Source organism: Halorubrum marinum, assembly GCF_048381195.1.
Taxonomy (GTDB): domain Archaea; phylum Halobacteriota; class Halobacteria; order Halobacteriales; family Haloferacaceae; genus Halorubrum.
The window spans coordinates 11,758-28,955 of record NZ_JBLWMM010000007.1; the positions used below are offsets into that span (position 1 = coordinate 11,758).

The 17,198-nt window shown below is 70.2% G+C and carries 15 protein-coding genes; 9 read left to right on the top strand and 6 right to left on the bottom strand.

Features of this window, described 5'->3' with window-relative positions:
- Window positions 1-2: 2 nt before the first annotated feature.
- Window positions 3-2,294, bottom strand: coding sequence for an AAA family ATPase (locus ACNSN4_RS13645; protein WP_418286395.1), 2,292 nt, complete (start codon window positions 2,292-2,294; stop codon window positions 3-5).
- Window positions 2,295-2,377: 83 nt separating this feature from the next.
- Between ACNSN4_RS13645 and endA the strand changes: the two genes are divergently transcribed.
- On the top strand, window positions 2,378-3,535 hold the full coding sequence (endA, locus tag ACNSN4_RS13650) for a tRNA-intron lyase (RefSeq protein ID WP_418286396.1): 1,158 nt from the start codon (window positions 2,378-2,380) through the stop codon (window positions 3,533-3,535).
- A gap of 49 nt (window positions 3,536-3,584) precedes the next feature.
- On the top strand, window positions 3,585-4,181 hold the full coding sequence (locus tag ACNSN4_RS13655; RefSeq protein WP_418286397.1) for a cadmium resistance transporter: 597 nt from the start codon (window positions 3,585-3,587) through the stop codon (window positions 4,179-4,181).
- A gap of 48 nt (window positions 4,182-4,229) precedes the next feature.
- Here the strand turns inward: ACNSN4_RS13655 and serS are convergent, their stop codons facing one another.
- Together serS and ACNSN4_RS13665 are read right to left on the bottom strand one after the other, a co-directional pair.
- Window positions 4,230-5,600 (bottom strand): serine--tRNA ligase, encoded by a 1,371-nt coding sequence (gene serS / locus ACNSN4_RS13660; protein WP_418286398.1) that lies wholly within the window; start codon window positions 5,598-5,600, stop codon window positions 4,230-4,232.
- Window positions 5,601-5,745: 145 nt separating this feature from the next.
- Window positions 5,746-5,934 (bottom strand): DUF8162 family protein, encoded by a 189-nt coding sequence (locus ACNSN4_RS13665; protein WP_418286841.1) that lies wholly within the window; start codon window positions 5,932-5,934, stop codon window positions 5,746-5,748.
- 84 nt (window positions 5,935-6,018) lie between these two features.
- Between ACNSN4_RS13665 and ACNSN4_RS13670 the strand changes: the two genes are divergently transcribed.
- The 5 genes from ACNSN4_RS13670 (at window position 6,019) to yciH (ending at window position 12,518) form a co-directional block, all read left to right on the top strand.
- Complete coding sequence (locus ACNSN4_RS13670) at window positions 6,019-7,341, top strand: dihydroorotase (protein ID WP_418286399.1); 1,323 nt, start codon at window positions 6,019-6,021, stop codon at window positions 7,339-7,341.
- 253 nt (window positions 7,342-7,594) lie between these two features.
- Complete coding sequence (locus ACNSN4_RS13675) at window positions 7,595-8,641, top strand: AAA family ATPase (protein WP_418286400.1); 1,047 nt, start codon at window positions 7,595-7,597, stop codon at window positions 8,639-8,641.
- A 3-nt stretch (window positions 8,642-8,644) separates the two neighbouring features.
- Window positions 8,645-9,742, top strand: a complete 1,098-nt coding sequence (locus ACNSN4_RS13680) for a DUF58 domain-containing protein (protein WP_418286401.1) — start codon at window positions 8,645-8,647, stop codon at window positions 9,740-9,742.
- Window positions 9,739-12,090 carry a transglutaminase TgpA family protein gene (locus ACNSN4_RS13685; RefSeq protein ID WP_418286402.1) on the top strand — a complete coding sequence of 784 codons (2,352 nt, stop codon included), beginning with the start codon at window positions 9,739-9,741 and terminating at the stop codon, window positions 12,088-12,090. Before ACNSN4_RS13680 ends, ACNSN4_RS13685 begins: the two co-directional genes overlap by 4 nt.
- A gap of 134 nt (window positions 12,091-12,224) precedes the next feature.
- Window positions 12,225-12,518, top strand: a complete 294-nt coding sequence (gene yciH, locus ACNSN4_RS13690; RefSeq protein WP_004046732.1) for a stress response translation initiation inhibitor YciH — start codon at window positions 12,225-12,227, stop codon at window positions 12,516-12,518.
- 123 nt (window positions 12,519-12,641) lie between these two features.
- Here yciH and ACNSN4_RS13695 read toward each other — a convergent pair whose 3' ends face one another.
- Window positions 12,642-13,475: a geranylgeranylglycerol-phosphate geranylgeranyltransferase gene (locus ACNSN4_RS13695; protein ID WP_418286403.1), complete on the bottom strand. Its 834-nt coding sequence runs from the start codon at window positions 13,473-13,475 to the stop codon at window positions 12,642-12,644.
- A gap of 155 nt (window positions 13,476-13,630) precedes the next feature.
- Here ACNSN4_RS13695 and ACNSN4_RS13700 point away from each other — a divergent pair, with 155 nt between their 5' ends.
- On the top strand, window positions 13,631-14,677 hold the full coding sequence (locus tag ACNSN4_RS13700; protein WP_496923292.1) for a disk-shape morphogenesis protein volactin: 1,047 nt from the start codon (window positions 13,631-13,633) through the stop codon (window positions 14,675-14,677).
- A 113-nt stretch (window positions 14,678-14,790) separates the two neighbouring features.
- Window positions 14,791-15,396, top strand: a complete 606-nt coding sequence (locus ACNSN4_RS13705; RefSeq protein ID WP_418286404.1) for a helix-turn-helix domain-containing protein — start codon at window positions 14,791-14,793, stop codon at window positions 15,394-15,396.
- Between the two features lie 24 nt (window positions 15,397-15,420).
- Here the strand turns inward: ACNSN4_RS13705 and ACNSN4_RS13710 are convergent, their stop codons facing one another.
- A complete protein-coding gene (locus ACNSN4_RS13710; protein WP_418286405.1) occupies window positions 15,421-16,644 on the bottom strand; it encodes a TIGR04347 family pseudo-SAM/SPASM protein in 1,224 nt (407 codons plus the stop codon).
- On the bottom strand, window positions 16,641-17,033 hold the full coding sequence (locus tag ACNSN4_RS13715; RefSeq protein WP_418286406.1) for an Htur_1727 family rSAM-partnered candidate RiPP: 393 nt from the start codon (window positions 17,031-17,033) through the stop codon (window positions 16,641-16,643). The genes ACNSN4_RS13710 and ACNSN4_RS13715 overlap by 4 nt, the downstream gene beginning before the upstream one ends.
- Window positions 17,034-17,198: the final 165 nt, after the last annotated feature.

Here is a 17,198-nt window from a genome sequence, read left to right on the forward strand (position 1 = left end):
CCTCAGTTGTTCGCCGGCTGGATCGCGGCCAGCGCCGCGCTAAAGTCGTCGCCGGTGATACCGACCTCGTCGGCGTGGTCGTTCGCGGCCTCGCCGTGCTCGTCGGTGACGCGTTCGATCGCCCGGAGCGCTGCCTCGCGACAGAGCGCCGCGATCTCCGCGCCGGAGTACCCCTCGGTCTCGTCGGCGAGCCGTTCGAGGTCGACGCCCTCGACGAGCGGTTTCTCGCGGGTGTGAACGTCGAGGATCTTTCGGCGGGCGTCGCGGTCCGGCTCCGGGACCTCGATGTGCGTCTCCAGGCGGCCGGGACGGAGGAGCGCGGGATCGAGCGCGTTCCGCCGGTTCGTGGCCGCGAGCACGACGAGATTCGGATTGTCGCTCGCCCGATCCAGCTCGGTGAGCAGCTGGGAGACGACGCGCTCGCCGACGCCGGAGCTGTCGCCGCCGGCACCGTCGCGGTCGGCCGCGATCGCGTCGATCTCGTCGAAGAAGATGATCACCGGCGCCGCCTGTCGAGCGCGGTCGAAGAGCTCTCGGACCGCTTTTTCCGACTCGCCGACGTACCGGTCCAACAGCTCCGGCCCGGCGACCTGGATGAAGTTAACGCCGCTCTCGCCGGCGATCGCCCGCGCGATGAGGGTCTTCCCGGTGCCGGGCGGACCGTGGAGGAGCACGCCCGTCGGCGGGGAGGCGTTGGCCGCATCGAACAGCGGGCCGTACGTCAGCGGCCACGAGACGGCTCGCTCCAGCTTCTCTTTGGCGTCCGGGAGCCCGCCGACGTCCGCGAAGTCGGTGGTCGGCTGTTCGGCGACGTACTCGCGCATCGCGCTCGGCTCGACCGCGGCGTGTGCCGCCTCGAAGTCCGCCTTACTCACCACCACCTCGTCGAGCGCGGCGCGGTCGATCTCGCGGGCGCGACGGAGCGCGATCATCGCGGCCTCCTGTGTGAGCCCCTCGATGTCGGCACCGACGAACCCGTGGGTCCGGCTCGCGATACGGTCGAGGTCGACGTCGTCGCCGAGCGGCATCCGGCGGGTGTGGACGTCGAGGATCTGTCGACGCCCGGCCTCGCCGGGGACGCCGATCTCGATCTCGCGGTCGAAGCGGCCCCCCCGGCGCAGGGCGGGGTCGAGGCTGTCGACGCGGTTCGTCGCGCCGATAACGATGACGTCCCCGCGGGCGTCGAGCCCGTCCATCAGCGAGAGGAGCTGGCCGACGACGCGGTTCTCGACGTCGCCGCCGTCGTCGCGCTTGCCCGCGATCGAGTCGATCTCGTCGAAGAAGACGATGGTCGGGGCCTCCTCGCTCGCGCGCTCGAACACGTCCCGGAGCCGCTCTTCGGACTCTCCTTTGTACTTCGACATGATCTCCGGGCCGTCGACGGTGATGAACGTCGCGTCCACCTCGTTGGCGACGGCGCGGGCGATGAGCGTCTTCCCCGTCCCCGGCGGCCCGTGCAGTAGCACTCCCTTCGGCGGGTCGACGCCGAGGCGGGTGAACACCTCGGGCTCCGAGAGCGGGAGTTCGATCGTCTCGCGGACCAGCTCTAGCTCCTCGTCGAGCCCGCCGATGTCCTCGTAGGTCGCGCCCGCGGTGTGTTCTTCGGGAGGTGCGGCTCCGCCGCCTTTCGGGTGAGCGTCGGTTCCGGGCGGGGCTGTCCGGCCCGCATGATCGTCCCCGCCAGCGCGGTCCCCTCCGCTTGACGCGTCGCGGGTCGCTCGCCCGCCGCTCCCTGCGCTCCCGCCTTCACGGGCGTTCCCGGCGCCGACGGGACTCGCCTCCCCGCCGTCGCCGTACGTCACAGACACCTCCGTCCGGTTCGTCACCCGAACGGTCCCCGCGGGCCGCGTTTCGGCGACGACGAATCGGAGGCCGCCGAGCCGCTCGACGTGAACGGCCTCGCCCTCGGTGACGGGGCGGTCTCGGAGGTCGCGGGCGAGCGCTCGCTCGACGACCTCGCGGCTGACGTCGACGTCGGCGAGCCGGGCGGGCGCGGCGAGGACCACGCGGTCGGCGTCCTCGACGTCGACCGGACCGACGGTGACCGTGTCGCCGACCTTCACGCCGGCGTTCGCGCGGGTGTCGGCGTCGATGAGGACCGAGCCGTTACGGGCGTCCGCACCGCCGGGCCACACTTTCGCGACGGCGGTGCGCTCGCCGCGGATCTCGACGGTGTCGCCGCTGAGGAGGCCGAGTCGCTTGCGGGCGGATTCGGGGAGCCGAGCGATGCCTCGGCCCGCGTCCCGCTTCTCCGCGGCACGCACCGTGAGCCGGAGACCGGCGGTGTCGTTCATACCCGTTGTTCCGGCCGCCGACCCTTTATCCTTATCCGACCGCGACCGCAACCGCCTTCCCTCCCGAAAGCGGGCAGACAGATATGCAACCGACAGGGCACGTACACGGCGACGCGGTTCGCGTCGCCGGCGACGCCCGCCAGCGATTCTACGACTCGCGAGGATACGGTCGCCCGCTCGCGGGCAACGAGATCGAGCTCTCGCGAGTCGAGGCCGCCCACCTCCTCTTTCGCGGCGACCTCTCGGGGATCGCTCTCGCCGCCGACGCCGACCCGGTCGGCTTCGAGCGCTTCTTCGTCGAGTGCGCGGCCGCGACCGACCGGTTCGCGGTTCGCTACCTCGTGTACGCCGACCTCCGCGACCGCGGGTTCTACCTCTCGCCCGCCCGCGATCCGTGGCCGGGCGGGAGCGCCGCGGTCGCCGACGCGGTCGACTTCGTGGCGTACGAGCGCGGGTCGACGCCCGATACGGGAAACGTGAAGTATCCGGTACAAGTCGTCGGCGAGCGCGAGTCGCTGTCGGCGGCCGGGCTCGCGGGCCGAACGCTCGCGATCGTCGACGAGGAGTCCGACATCACGTACTTCGCGGCCGAGAGCGGTCGGATCGCGGGCGCGACCGACTACGAGCCGCCGGCGGCGCTGATGGGCGTTCTCCTCTCCGATCGGGTCGTCGTCTGGGACGCGCCCGAGGGGCTCTACGAGCGCGGCTTCTACGGTCAGCCGCTCACCGGACGGGCCGCCGCGGTCGAGGGCGCGATCCAGCTCTCGCTCGTGGAGGCCGCGTCGCTCGCGGCCGACGACGTGTTGTCGCTGTCGGCCTCGGTGGAGACGGTGGGTGACTCTTCTGGTGAAGTGGGAGGCGACGGCCCCGCCGCCGCGATCGTCGCCCGCGGTCGCGCGGTCGAGGGCGAGCGGTTCGATCGGCGGCTCGCGGTTTACAACCGCCTCCGCGAGGCCGACACCGTCCCGAAGACCGGCTTCAAGTTCGGTGCCGACTTCCGGACCTATCTCGACGTGGAGACGGTCGACGACCTGCCGCACTCGGAGCACCTCGTGCGCGTCGTCGACCCCGACCACCGCTTCTCGCCGCGCGAGTTGTCGCTCGATGTGCGGCTCGCGGGCGGCGTCCGCAAGGAGATGGTGTTCGCGCTGACGACGGTCGCGGCGGGCGGTGACGGGGACAGCGACGCGGTCCGCAACGCCGACGTGGAGTGGCTCTCGATCGGGCGGCTGACTCCCTGACTGGCTCTCGGATGAACCGTTTATAAGTCTCGTTTTCGTCTAGCGACGTGTGCTGAGTATCGCCATCGTCGCGACCGGGCTGTTCGTCGCGACGAACGTCGACAACGTGCTCGTCGTTGCCGCCTTCTGTCTCGACGAGGACTACACGGCTAGCGAGGTCCTCGCCGGGCACTACGCGGGAGTCGTCGTCGCGCTCGCGGGGGCGGTGATCGGTGCGTTCGTCGCGACGGCTACCGCCCGTAGCTGGGTGTTCCTGCTCGGCCTCGTTCCGATCGGTGTCGGCGCGTGGGGACTGGTGCGGCGCGATCCCGACCCTCACGGCGACGAACTGCAGGTGATTCCGGGCACGGCCGGGCGAATCGGCGTCGTCACGACGACGACGATCGGGATGAACGGCGAGAACGTGGCCGTGTTCGTCTCCTTTTTCGTCACCCTCACACCGGAGCAGGTGGCGCTCGTCGTGGTCGGCTACCTCGTCGCTGCCGGGGCGTTGTTCGTGATCGGGCTTGTGATGGCTCGCGTGGCCGGAGATTTCGGACCACCGCCGTGGGTCAACACGTGGTTCGTTCCGGTGGTGTTGATCGTCGTCGGCGTGTACGTGCTCGTGTCCGGTGCGAACGCGGCGGGGATCGTTCAGCTGCCGTGATCGGGATGGCGGACTCGGAGATATGCGAGCTCGTCGCGGTCTCGTCGCCTACTCCCCGCCCAGCTTCGTCTCGCCGACCGCGTCGTGGCCCTCGATGACCTCGGTGCCGCCCATGTACGGGCGCAGCGCCTCGGGAACGGTGACGGTGCCGTCGTCGTTCTGGTAGTACTCCAAGATCGCGACGACGATCCGCGGGACCGCGAGCCCCGAGCCGTTCAGGGTGTGGAGGTACTCGGCCGACTCGTGGTGTTCCTCGCGATACCGGATCCCGGCTCGCCGCGCCTGGAAGTCCTCGAAGTTCGAGACCGAAGAGACCTCCAGCCAGCGGCCGCCCTCCGCGGGGCCCTCGTCCATGTCGTCGGCGGGCGCCCACACCTCGATGTCGTACTTCTTCGCCTGCGTGAATCCGAGGTCACCGGTGCACATCTCCAGGATGCGGTACGGGAGTTCGAGGCGACGCAGCACCGCCTCGGCCTCGTCGACGAGCCCCTCGAAGCGCTCGTCGCTTTCCTCGGGCCGCACGAAGTTCACCATCTCCACCTTGTTAAACTGGTGAACGCGGACGATCCCGCGCGTCTCGGTGCCGTGCTCGCCCGCCTCCTGCCGGAAGTTCGGCGTGTACGCTTGGTACTTGAGGGGGAGATCTTCACCGAGCAGGATCTCGTCGCGGTGGAGGTTCGTCACCGGTACCTCCGCGGTCGGGAGCAGCCAGAGGTCGTCGTCGTCGTACTCGTCCTCGTTCGTCCCCTCGACGCGGTAGGCGTCCTCGGTGAACTTCGGGAGCTGACCGGTCCCGCGCATCGACGCCGAGTTGACCGGGATCGGCGGGAACACGTCGTGGTACCCCTGCTCGCGATGCACGTCGAGCATGAACTGGATCAGCGCGTGTTCGAGCCGCGCGCCGTCGCCCTTCGCGACGTAGAATCCGCCGCCGGCGACCTTCGCGCCGCGCTCGAAGTCGAGGATCTCCAGCTCCTCGCCCAGATCGTAGTGAGGCGTTACGTCGTCGGGCACCGATCGCGCGTCGTCGAACCCCTCACGGCGGCGCTCGACGTTCTCCGACTCGTCGGCGCCGACGGGCACCGACTCCTGGGGGATCTGCGGGAGTTCGAGCAGCGAGGCCTCCAGCTCGGCCTCCAGCTCGTCGGCCCGTTCTTCGACCGCCCGCAGCTCGTCTTTGAGCTCCTGAGAGCGCTCGATCGCCTCTTGGGCGGCCTCCTCGTCACCGGCCCCTTTCAGCTCGCCGATTTTCGAGGAGGTCTCGTTGCGCTCGTGGCGCAGGTCGTCGCCGCGCTGTTTCAGCTCCCGCCACTCCTCGTCGACGTCGAGTATCCGGTCGAGATCCACGTCGACGCCCTTGTTGTCGAGCGCCTCGCGGACGACCTCGGGGTTCTCCCGGACGAACTGTCGAGACAGCATTTATCGGAGGTTCCGCCGGGTGACCCAAAACCGTATCGGAGCGTCGGCACCGGCTCGTCGATAGTTCGTCGCCGGCGGTCGCTGATATACGAGCCGCGGTGCGGTGAGTGCCGTCGTCGGTCGGCAGTCGTACCGATGGTCCCGATCAGTAGCCTCCGGGAAGCGCGAAGACGATAGCGAGCGCGAACAGGGGGACCGCGGCGACCGCCGCGTACCACACGCCGGCGGCGACGAGCAGCGCCCACGTGTCGGGGCCGTAGCCGGTCGGGTCCCAGCCGATCGCCTCGCTGGCGACGCTGGCGACGCTGGCGACGCTGGCGGGATCGACGACCATGCGCGAGTGCTCGTCGGACACGTCAAACGCTTTGTGGTGCGGCGGATCACCACGGTTTAAGCGTCGCGCCGCGAGCGCGTACGCATGCTCATCACGGGTGCGGAGCTGGCCGACGGGCGGGTTCGGGACGTCCGAATCCGAGACGGGACCATCGACGCGGTCGAGCCGACGAACGCGGGACTCGACCCGAAGGGAGGCGAGCGCGTCGTCGACGCGCGCGGGAGACACCTGCTCCCCGGTGCCATCGACGTCCACGTTCACTTCCGCGAGCCGGGCGGGAGCCACAAGGAGACGTGGACCTCCGGGTCGAAGAGCGCGGCCGCCGGCGGCGTCACGACCGTCGTCGACCAGCCGAACACCTCGCCGCCCACCGTCGACGGCGACGCCTTCGACGAGAAGGCCGCCCTCGCGGCCGCCTCCTACGTCGACTACGGGATCAACGGCGGCGTCACCGCGGAGTGGGACCCGGAGACGCTCTTCGACCGGCCGCTGTTCGCGCTCGGCGAGGTGTTCCTCGCCGACTCGACCGGCGACATGGGGATCGCGCTCGAGTTGTTCGAGGAGGCGCTCGCCGAGGCCGCCGCCCGCGACGTGCCGGTCACGGTCCACGCCGAGGACGAGACGCTGTTCGACGAGACGGCCCTCGACGGCGACCTCGGCGGGGTCGGTACCGCCGCGACCGCCGACGCGTGGTCCGCGTATCGGACCGCCGAGGCGGAGATCGCGGCCGTCGAGCGCGCGCTCGAGGCCGGTGCGGCGAGCGAGGCGCGGGTCCACGTCGCGCACACCTCGACGCCGGAGGGGATCGACGCGGTCGCCGACACCGACGCGACCTGCGAGGTCACGCCGCACCACCTCTTTTTATCCCGCGAGAACGCCGGGCGGCTCGGCACGTTCGGCCGGATGAACCCGCCGCTCCGCTCGGAGGAGCGACGGGCCGCCGTCTTCGAACGGCTCCGCGACGGCGACGTCGACGTGGTGGCCACCGACCACGCGCCGCACACGGTCGACGAAAAGCGACGGGGACTCCGCGAGGCGCCGAGCGGTGTTCCCGGCGTCGAGACGCTGTACCCGCTCCTGCTCGAATCGGTACGGACGGGAGAACTGTCGATCGAACGCGTGCGCGACGTGGTCGCGGCCAACCCGGCGTCGATCTTCGGACTCGACGACAAAGGCCGGATCGAACCCGGCGCGGACGCCGACCTCGTGCTCGTCGACCTGACGAACCCCCGCGAGATCGAAGCGGGCGCGCTCCACAGCGCGTGCGGGTGGACGCCGTTCGAGGGGGTACAGGGCGTGTTCCCGGAGCTGACGCTCGTCAGGGGCGAGGTCGTGTACGAGCGCGACCCCGTCACCGGTGCGGAGTCGTTCGGGGAACCCGCCGGGCGGAACGTGAGGGAGTCGTAGTCGACTCGGCGTCTCGGCGACTCGGCGACTCGGCGTCGACGGGCCTAGCCGTCGTTTTCGGGGCGCATCGGCCTCAGACCGGTCCGTCCTCGGCGGAACGCATATGCCGTTCCTTCCCGTAGCCAAGTCATATCGATGACCATGGGTAGCTCTCACACGAAGCTCGCCGGGCCGGGAGCGGCTCACGCGACTCGCGCCGGCCGCGACGCCACGCGCGGCGGACGACTGAGGCTCGGCTCCGGCGAGCGGCGGCATGACTGACTCGGGAGAGACGGGACCGCTCGGTGCCGGACCCGTCGACGGCGACGCGACGGTCACGGATCGCGTCGACGGCGACGCCGCGATCGCGGACCGCGCTGACGCTCCCGCGGAGTCACAGACGGACCCCGCCGACGTCGCCGCCCTCGCGGACCGCGTCGCCGCCAACGTCGAGGAGGTGATCGTCGGGAAGCGGGAGGCGATCGACCACGTTCTCGTCACCCTGCTCGCCCGCGGCCACCTGCTCGTCGAGGACGTGCCCGGCGTCGGGAAGACGACCCTCGCGAAGGCGGTCGCGCGCTCGATCGACGGCTCGTTCACTCGCGTGCAGTTCACGCCCGACCTCCTCCCCTCCGACGTCACCGGCGTCAACGTGTTCAACCAGCGCACCGACGCCTTCGAGTTCCAGCCGGGACCCGTCTTCGGGAACGTCGTGCTCGGCGACGAGATCAACCGCGCGCCGCCGAAGACCCAGTCCGCCCTCCTCGAAGCGATGGAGGAGCATCAGGTGACGACGGACGGCGAGACCCGCAAGCTGCCCGACCCGTTCTGCGTGATCGCGACGCAGAACGACGTGGAGCCGGGCCAGACGTACGAACTCCCCGTCGCCGAGGTGGACCGCTTCACGAAGAAGATCCGGCTGGGATACCCGAACACCGACGAGGAGGCGGAGATCATCGGGCGGATGGTCGGCGACCACCCCGTCGACGCGGTCGAGCCCGTCGCGACGGTCGAGGACGTGCGGCGGGCTCGGGCGGCGGTGGGCGCGATCGAGACGAGCGAGCCCGTGCGGCGCTACGTCGCCCGTCTCGCCGTCGACACCCGGCAGCACGCTCGGCTCGGCGTCAGCCCGCGCGGGAGCCTCTCGCTGCTTCGGACCGCGCAGGCCCGGGCGGCGCTGGACGGTCGCGGGTACGTGATCCCCGACGACGTACAGGCCGAGGCGCCGACCGTGTTCGCCCACCGGATCCGCACGGACGCCGGCGGGACCGACGGCGCCGACGTGGTCGCCGACGCCCTCGAACGCGTTCCCGTGGAGTGAGCGATGGCGACGATCACCGTGACTCGACGGGGGAGGGCCGTCGTCGCGGTCTGCGTCTTCGCCGTCGTCACGGCACTTGCGGTCGGGACGCGATCGCTCAACGCGGTGCTGCTCCCGGGCGTCGTCGCGCTCGCCGCGGGCTACTATCACGTTGCCCGACTCGACGACCCCGGTGTCCGTCGGATCCGACCCGCGGACGGCTTCGTCGGTGAGACTCGCGAGGTCGGCCTCCGATTCCACGGCGAGCGCCTCGGAGAGCCGGTCTCGCCTGCGTACCCCGCAGCGGTGTCTGACCGGCTTGATGACGGGGTGGTGGGACCGACCGACCCGGTCGAGACCACCATCGGTGGCAGCGCGTCGGAGGGGACCGCGCCGGACGGGGCCGACCCCGTCTCGTACCGCGTCCGCTACGTCGAGCGCGGCGAGCACCGACTCGGTCCCGTCACCGTCGCCGCGACCGACGTGTTCGGGCTCTTCGAGCGACGGACGCTCGTCGATACCGTGGACACGGTCCTCGCGTACCCGGAGTGCCGACCGGTCCCGTCGAGATTCCGGCGCGGGCTGTACGCCGCCGACGCGGTGGGCGCGAGCCGAGAACGCGAGGAGTTCGACCGATTGCGCGAGTACGCCCGCGGCGACCCGCTCCGCGACGTCCACTGGCCGGCGACCGCGAAACGCGACGAGATCGTCGTCAAGGAGTTCGCCGCGTCGACGGAGCGCGGTCGGGTGTCGATCGCGGGCGAGACGACGAACGATCGCACCGGCGACGACGCGCTCGCGAGCGCGACCGCCAGCCTCGCCGTCGCGCTCTTGAACGACGGCGTCCCCGTCGACGTGACGCTTCCGGCGGGCGAAGTGTCGGCGGAACCGGGCCGAGCGGGCCGTCGCGCCGTGCTGGAGCTCGCCGCACGCACCGGCCCGGGACCCGTCTCGGTCGATGATCCGGACGTACGCGTCGTCGCGGACGCCCGGGGGGCGCGCTACGAGCTCAGTGATCGGACGGTTCCGTTCGATGACCTCGACGAGCGGAGCGACCGGACGCCGACCGAGACTCCGGTCGGGACACCGAGAACCGGCACCGCGGAGGTGTCGAGCGGATGAGCGGGCGGTCGTTCCTCGACCGAAAGCGATCGGAGCGCGGTGAGGAAGCCGCCGCGGAGTCGACCGATATCGCGGGCGGTGGGAGCGGGGGAACCGCTGAGACCGCTCGACTCTTTCCGCCCGGGCTCACGGACCCCGCGGTCGTCGGGGTCGGGATCGTCACCGCGGCGTACCTCGGCGTGTTTCTCGCAGCGACGGACATCGTGGGCGGAACCGCGCGGGTCGCCGTCGCGGTCGCGGTGACCGGAGTCGCGGGCGCGGTCCTCGCTCGGATCGTGAGCGAGCGCACGGCGCTCAGGCTGACGGCCGCGCTGCTCGTCGCCACGCTGGCCGGCTACTACTTCGCGGTCCCGGCGAGCCAGCGGGCGCTGTTTTCCGTCCGGAGCGTGGCGCTCGACCTCGTCTCGCTCGCGACCGGTCTCTCGGTGCTGCGGCTGGCGCTCGCGGACGTGTGGATCCTCGCGGTGGCGCCGGTTCCGACGTTCCTCGTCGCCTACCTCGCCGGACGCGGGCGACACGTCTGGGCCGCGACCGTCGCCGGCGGGACGCTCTTGTTCTTGGTGCTCACCGGCGACGCCGGCGGGACGGCGACCCTCGCGGGAGTCGTCGGCGTCGCGCTCGCGGTCGGGCTCTCCACGCTGTCGACCCGAGCACGACTCCGGGACCACTGGGACACGCTCGCCGCGGTGCTGGCGGTGATGGTCCTCGTGAGCGCGACCGTCACCGTGCTTCCGGCCGGGGCGGCGCAGCCGTGGGGACTGGACCGGGGAACGCCCTCCCTGGAATCGACCGTCGGCGCCGACGACGAGGTGGAGATCGTCGGTCCGACCCGACTCTCTCCCGAGGTGCGGTACACGATCGAGAGCCCCGTGGCGTCGAACTGGCACGCCAACGGCTACGATCGGTACACGGGCGACGGCTGGGTGCGGTCGGGCGAGCAGTCGTCGCTCGCGGAGCCGCTCGACGGGCCGCCGGGCGAGACGACGACGGTGAACGTCTCGGTCGAGCCGGAGTCGGAGTCGCGGGCGCTGCCCGCCCCGCGGCAGGCCGTCGACGTCCGCGGGGCGGGCAGCGCCACCGCGCAGGTCGACGACCACGGGACGATCCGGCTCGGCGCCGCAATTTTACCCGGTGACACGACGACCGTCGAGAGCCGCGTCCTCGACGCGGACCCGGCGGAACTGCGGAACGCGAGCACCGACTACGACCCCGCGATCGAGGACCGATACACGCAGCTTCCGGGGGGCACGCCCGATCGGGTCGGCGAGCGAACCGAGGCGATCGTCGACGAGGCGAACGCGGAGAACCCGTACGATCAGGCGGTCGCGATCGAACGGTACCTGATCGAGGAGTACGAGTACTCGCTGACGGTCGAGCGCCCCGACGGCGACGTCGCCGACGCGTTCCTCTTCGAGATGGACGCCGGGTACTGCACCTACTTCGCGACGACGATGGTCGCGATGCTGCGCTCGCAGGGAGTACCGGCGCAGTTCGTGACCGGGTACACGACGGGCGAGGCGGTCGGCGACGACCGGTACGTCGTCCGCGGTCAGAACGCCCACGCGTGGGTGGCGGTGTACGTCCCCGAACACGGCTGGGTCGAGTTCGACCCGACGCCGGCCGACGACCGCGACCAGACCCGGGACGCGCGGCTCGCCGAGGCGCGAGCGAGCGGGGACGAGGGCGTCGATACTGAGGAGTCGGAGATCGACCCGACGCTCGAGTTCGAGGGCTCCTCCGCCGCTGTCGACCCCGACGGCGAGAACCGCTCCGCGCCGACGGCGAACGACACGGCCGCCTCGGAAAACGACTCCGCGGGCGACGACGACGCGGCGACCCCCGTCACCGAAGGGGGCGACGGCGGTGCGGTGCCGCGAGAGGAGCTGTCGCCCGGTGCCGGATCGGCGTCAGCCGCCGCCGACGACGACGGGTGGCTCCCGGGCCCGTCGCGAGACGCCGCGCTCTACTGGCTCATCGCCGTCGCGGTCGGCGTCGCCGGAGCGCATCGAACCGGCGCGACGACGCGGCTCCGGCGGACCGGTCGGCTCTGGGTACCTTGGCCGCGAGAGCCGCCGGCGGCGGTCGCCCGGCGCGCGTTCGACGTCTTGGAGCGGCTGCTCGCCGACCAGTACCGCGAGCGACGGCCCGGCGAGACGCCGCGGGCGTACCTGCGGGCGATCGGTCTCCGCGGCGCGGACGAACGGGTCGCGCGGGTCGGCGAGATTCACGAACGGGCGACGTACGCCGGAACGGTGAGTTCCGAGGAGGCCGCGGAGGCGCGGCGGATCGTCCGCCGACTCGTGGTAGAGCGGCTGCCGGTCGTCGGCCGCGCGTTCCGCTCTCGGTGAGTTCGTTCGGCGCTCCGCTCCCGAGCGTCTCGTTCGTCCGTCGTGTCCCGCGTTTCGCTTTATCGCCGGTCGACGTGCGCGGCGGTCGCACTCCCGACACTATTTAATACGGGCACCATGTACGTTCGACCGTAATGTCGGAAGTCTGCTCGACGTGCGGACTGCCCCAGGAACTCTGCGTCTGCGAAGACGTCGCGAAAGAGTCCCAGCAGATCAGCATCCGCATCGACGAGCGCAGGTACGGTAAGGAGGTAACGGTCATCGAAGGATTCGACCCGAAGGACGTGGACATGAGTTCGCTGTCCTCGGATCTCAAATCGAAGTTCGCCTGCGGCGGCACCGTCGAGGACGGCGCCATCGAGCTGCAGGGGAACCACTCGGGTCGCGTGGAGGACTTCCTCCGCGATAAGGGCTTCAACGTCGCGTGACCGTCACCTAACTACCCGCAGTCGAGCGTTTTTCTACGAATCGACCGGTGAGCGGCGGCCATTTTATACTGCCAGCGTACGAGCGACTACGCGTTACACCGTCCGCGTCGCGAGCGACCGCTCTCACCACAACAGCGCCGCGCGTCCGACGACGAACGCGAGCGCCGCTAGCAGCGTTCCGTATTTAAACCGCTGCTGTGCCGCGGTCGGGTCGGTGAAGCTCTCATAGCAGGCGTACAGCATCACGGCGTCGGCGACCGCCACGACGACGAGGTAAACGGCGCCGAACGTCCCGACGAGATACGGCACCGGGCTGGCGACGACGGCGACGACGAGCGCGGCGACCGCGACCCACAGCGCCCGGTCCTCGCCGACAGCGACCGGGAGCGTTCGGAGCCCCTCCTCGCGGTCGCCGGCGACGTCCTCGACGTCTTTGATCACCTCGCGGGCGAACGTCGAGAGCCCGGCCAACAGCGCGAGCACGACCACGCCCTCGACCGCGCCGACGGCGGCCCCGCCGAACAGGAACGTCGATCCGACGAGATACGAGACCAGAGCGTTGCCGAGCCCGGGCGTTCCCTTGAAAATCGTCGTGTAGGTGACGAGCGCGGCGAGATTAACGCCAGCGATGGCGAGCGCCAGTGGGAGGAGCGCGAGCGCGAGCGCGACGGCGACGGCGAACCAACTGATCGAGACGGCGAGTCCACCCCGCGCCGAGACCGCTCCCCGCGGGATCGGTCGGTCCGGCCGGTTTATCGCGTCGATGTCGCGGTCGAAGTAGTCGTTGATCGCGTTGCCCGCGGCGACGGCGAAGACGGTCGTCACCGTCGCGATCGCGGCCGGGAGCGTCGCGCCGCCGACGCCCGCGACGAACGCACCGGTCGCCGTGAGGAGCCCCGCCGCGACGCAGTTGCCCGGGCGTGCCAGTTCGAGGACGCCGCGTGCCGTGTCGTTCAACTTGTCTGCGAGAACCGCGGCGCGATATATAAACGACCCGGGATTCGAACCGGGAGTCACGGCGGTTCGACGCCGCGCCGACCGGCCCGCCTGCGATTCTCTCGACTCGGAATCGGCCACGAACGTTTATGACGCGTGCAATGAAACGGGCGTGTATGGCTAAGGGCCTTGACGTTGGCACGATGAATATCCTCTCTGGGCGACAAGAAGGCGCAGAGACGGTGTTCGTACAGCAGCGGAACTCGTTCGTCGAGATCGAGTACAGCGACATGGCCGAGCAGATGCTCTCCCGCAGCGAGGTCCTCCACATCCGCAAGGACGACAAGGTGTACGTCGTCGGCGACGACGCCCTGAACTTCGCGAACATCTTCAACAAGGAGACGCGCCGCCCGATGCAACACGGCATCCTCTCCAGTGAGGAAGCGTCGGCGATCCCGATGATCAAGCTCATCACCGAGCAAGTGGTCGGCCAGCCCTCCAAGCCGAACGAGCGGCTCTTCTACTCCAGTCCGGCCGACCCGATCGACTCCGGGCTGACCACGCTGTACCACGAGAAGACCTTGGAGTCGATGCTCGGTGACATGGGGTACGACCCCGAGCCGATCAACGAGGGGATGGCGGTCATCTACTCGGAGCTCGCCGACAACAACTTCACCGGGCTCGGGATCAGCTTCGGTGCGGGGATGACGAACGTCTGTCTCGCGTACTACGCCGTGCCCGTGATGAAGTTCTCCATCGCCCGCGGGGGCGACTGGGTCGACGAGCAGACGTCACAGGCGACCGGGACCCCCGTCGACAAGGTCACGAGCATCAAGGAGGACGACTTCGAACTCGACTTCCGGACCGACGTGGGCGGCGTCGAGGGCGCGCTCGCCATCTACTACGAGAACCTGCTCGATTACGTCATCGAGAACATCTCCCGCGAGGTCGACGAGGAGGACGTCGAGGAGGGTCTCGACGTGCCCGTCGTCGTCACCGGCGGCACCTCCAGCCCGAACGGGTTTAAAGACCTGTTCGCGGACCACCTCGAAGACGCGAACATCCCGTTCTCGATCAGCGGCGTGCGCTCGGCGGAGGAACCGATGTACAGCGTCGCCAGCGGGGCGCTCGTCGCCGCGCGCTCCGAGGAGGCCGACGACGCCGAGACGGCCGAAAGCGCCGAAGACCCGACCGAAGAGGCGGCCCCGGAGACCGAGGACTGACACCACTCCGGAGTCCGAAGACCGAGACGTTTTCGACGCCAGCGAGTCGCTCCGAAGCCTCAGTTTCGTCCGATGAGCCGAACACATAAGCGGCCGCCACCGATACCTCGCGTATGGCCGAAGCCGCTGGCGACGACCGTCGCCTCCGCGTCGACCTCGATGTCACGCCGAGCGACGACTGGGACTGTCCGATCGTCGACGAGACGGACGACGCGTCGGACGTGGCTATCAACGCGGTCGGCCACGAGTGCACGGTCGACGTCCAGCCAGCGAGCGGCGACGGGCTGATCCGCGGGCAAGGAGCGGTGACCGAGGACTGCCTGTGTCGGATCTTCCGAGAGTTCGGGTGCGTTCCGCACGTGCAGCGGGTCACCGACGGGACGATGCTCGTGACGACCTACGTCGACGACCGCACGGTCGTGCGCGAGATCGTCGACGCGCTGCGGGACGCGCTCGACAGCGTCCGGCTCGCCAGGCTCGCGGTCGTCGAGGGGCCGGAGGCGACTGAGCAGGTGACCTTCGACCTCTCCGCGCTCACCCCGAAACAGCGGGAAGGCCTCGAACTCGCCGTCGTCCGCGGCTACTTCGACGACGACGCGGACGTGGCGCTCGGCGACCTCGCCGCGGAGCTCGGCATCAGCAAGTCGGCGCTCTCACAGCGGCTCCGGACGGCGCAGGCGAAGCTCGTCACGGACGTGTTCGACGAGGTCGAGAGGTAGCCGAACGAGGTCGGTTCACGGAAGTCAGTCGGCGGCCGAATCGGACCCGAGTCGAGACAGCGCCGCGGCACCGGCACGCTCCGTCTCGGTCAGGTAACACTTCGGGTCGGGTGCGAAGGGGTCGCCGTGCGCCGACAGCGCTCGCAGCCGCGACCCGCCGCGACAGATATCTTGGTACGCGCAGTCGGCGCATCGTCCGGTGAGGCGGTCCTCGCGGTTCCGGAGGCCGACGAGAAGCGGGTTCGATTCGTCGGCCCAGATCGCGCCGAACGACCGGTCGCGGACGTTGCCGAGCGCGTACCCCTGCCAGAACTGCGTGAGATGGACGTTGCCGACGGGGTCGACGTCGGCGACGCGCTCGCCGGTCGGGTCGCCGCCGTTGTGTTCGAGGTACCGCCGGATCAGGCGGGCGCGGTCCGTTCCGATCTCTCGGTCCGCGTACTCGACGAGGTACCCTGCATCGGCGTAGTTGCCGACGAGCAGCGTCTCGATCTCCTCGCCCGCGTCGTGGTACTCGCGGGTGAGATCACAGAGGTCGGTGACGGCCCGCCGGGTCGCTTCCGGGCTGAGATCGACGTCCGCGATGTCGGCTCCCCGGCCGCCGTAGTCGAGGTGGTAGAAGCAGAAGCGGTCGACGCCGACGTCGACGAGCAGGTCGACCACGCCCTCGAGGTCCGCGACGTTGTGCTCGGTGATCGTGTAGCGGAGCCCCGTCTTGAGCCCGACGTCGAGACAGGCCTCGATACCGCGAACCGCGGCGTCGAACGCCCCCTCCTCGCCGCGGATCCGGTCGTTCCGTTCGGGGAGCCCGTCGACGGAGACACCGGCGTACTTGAGACCCGCCTCCTTCAGCGCTCGGGCGCGCTCTCGGGTGAGTAGGGTGCCGTTCGTCGAGAGGACGGGCCGGATCCCGCTGTCCGCGGCGTACGCGACGAGCTCCGTCAGATCCTCGCGAACGAGCGGCTCGCCGCCCGAAAAGAGGAGCACCGGCACCCCGAAGTCGGCGAGGTCGTCGACGAGCGCCTTCCCCTCGGCGGTGGACAGCTCGTTCGGCGCGCCCTCCTGGTCCGCGGCCGCGTAGCAGTGCTCGCAGTAGAGGTTACACCGCTTCGTCGCGTTCCAGACGACCACGGGCCGCCGCTGGCGATTCTCGGTTATCTGCGGCTTCTCTGAGTCGTCGGCCGCGTCGTACCGGAGCCCGTCGCTCTCGGCGTCGAGGCCACAGAGGAGCTTGCTGACGGAGATCATCGCTCGTCCTCCGGCGCGGCGTCGACCGGCGCGTCGTCGGCCGGTGCGCCGCCGCAAGCGACGGTCGGCGTTCCCTCGGTCTCCTCGTACACGCGCGGTTCGCCGTCGTCGGAGGGGGCGGACTCCGCTTCAGGCGATCGGTCGTCGTCGGCCAGCGACTCTGCGGAGTACCGGTGCGTCTCCTCGGCCGGACACACCCACACGTCGCGGGCGTACCACGCGAACAGCTTGCTCGCCTCTTCGTGGGCGATGTCCGGGGTCGGCGCCGCGACGGTACCGACGTGGCGGAGCGGGTCCGACTCCTCCTCGCGGACGAACACCTCGAACCGGCGTCCGTCCGCCGAGCGCGGCCCAGTCGATTCGGCGGTCCGGTCCGTCTTTTCGACCATGTCCCTCCGTACGTCACCCCCTCCGAACCCGGTTTCGCGCGTTTTCACCCCCGAGGAATTCGCCCGAACGTGTTCGGGGTGATGACACTCGACGGGCCGCTCCGCGTCGTCGCGTGCTCGACGAACGTCTCTCGAGACGACGCCCACGAAGCGGGCGTACGCCGT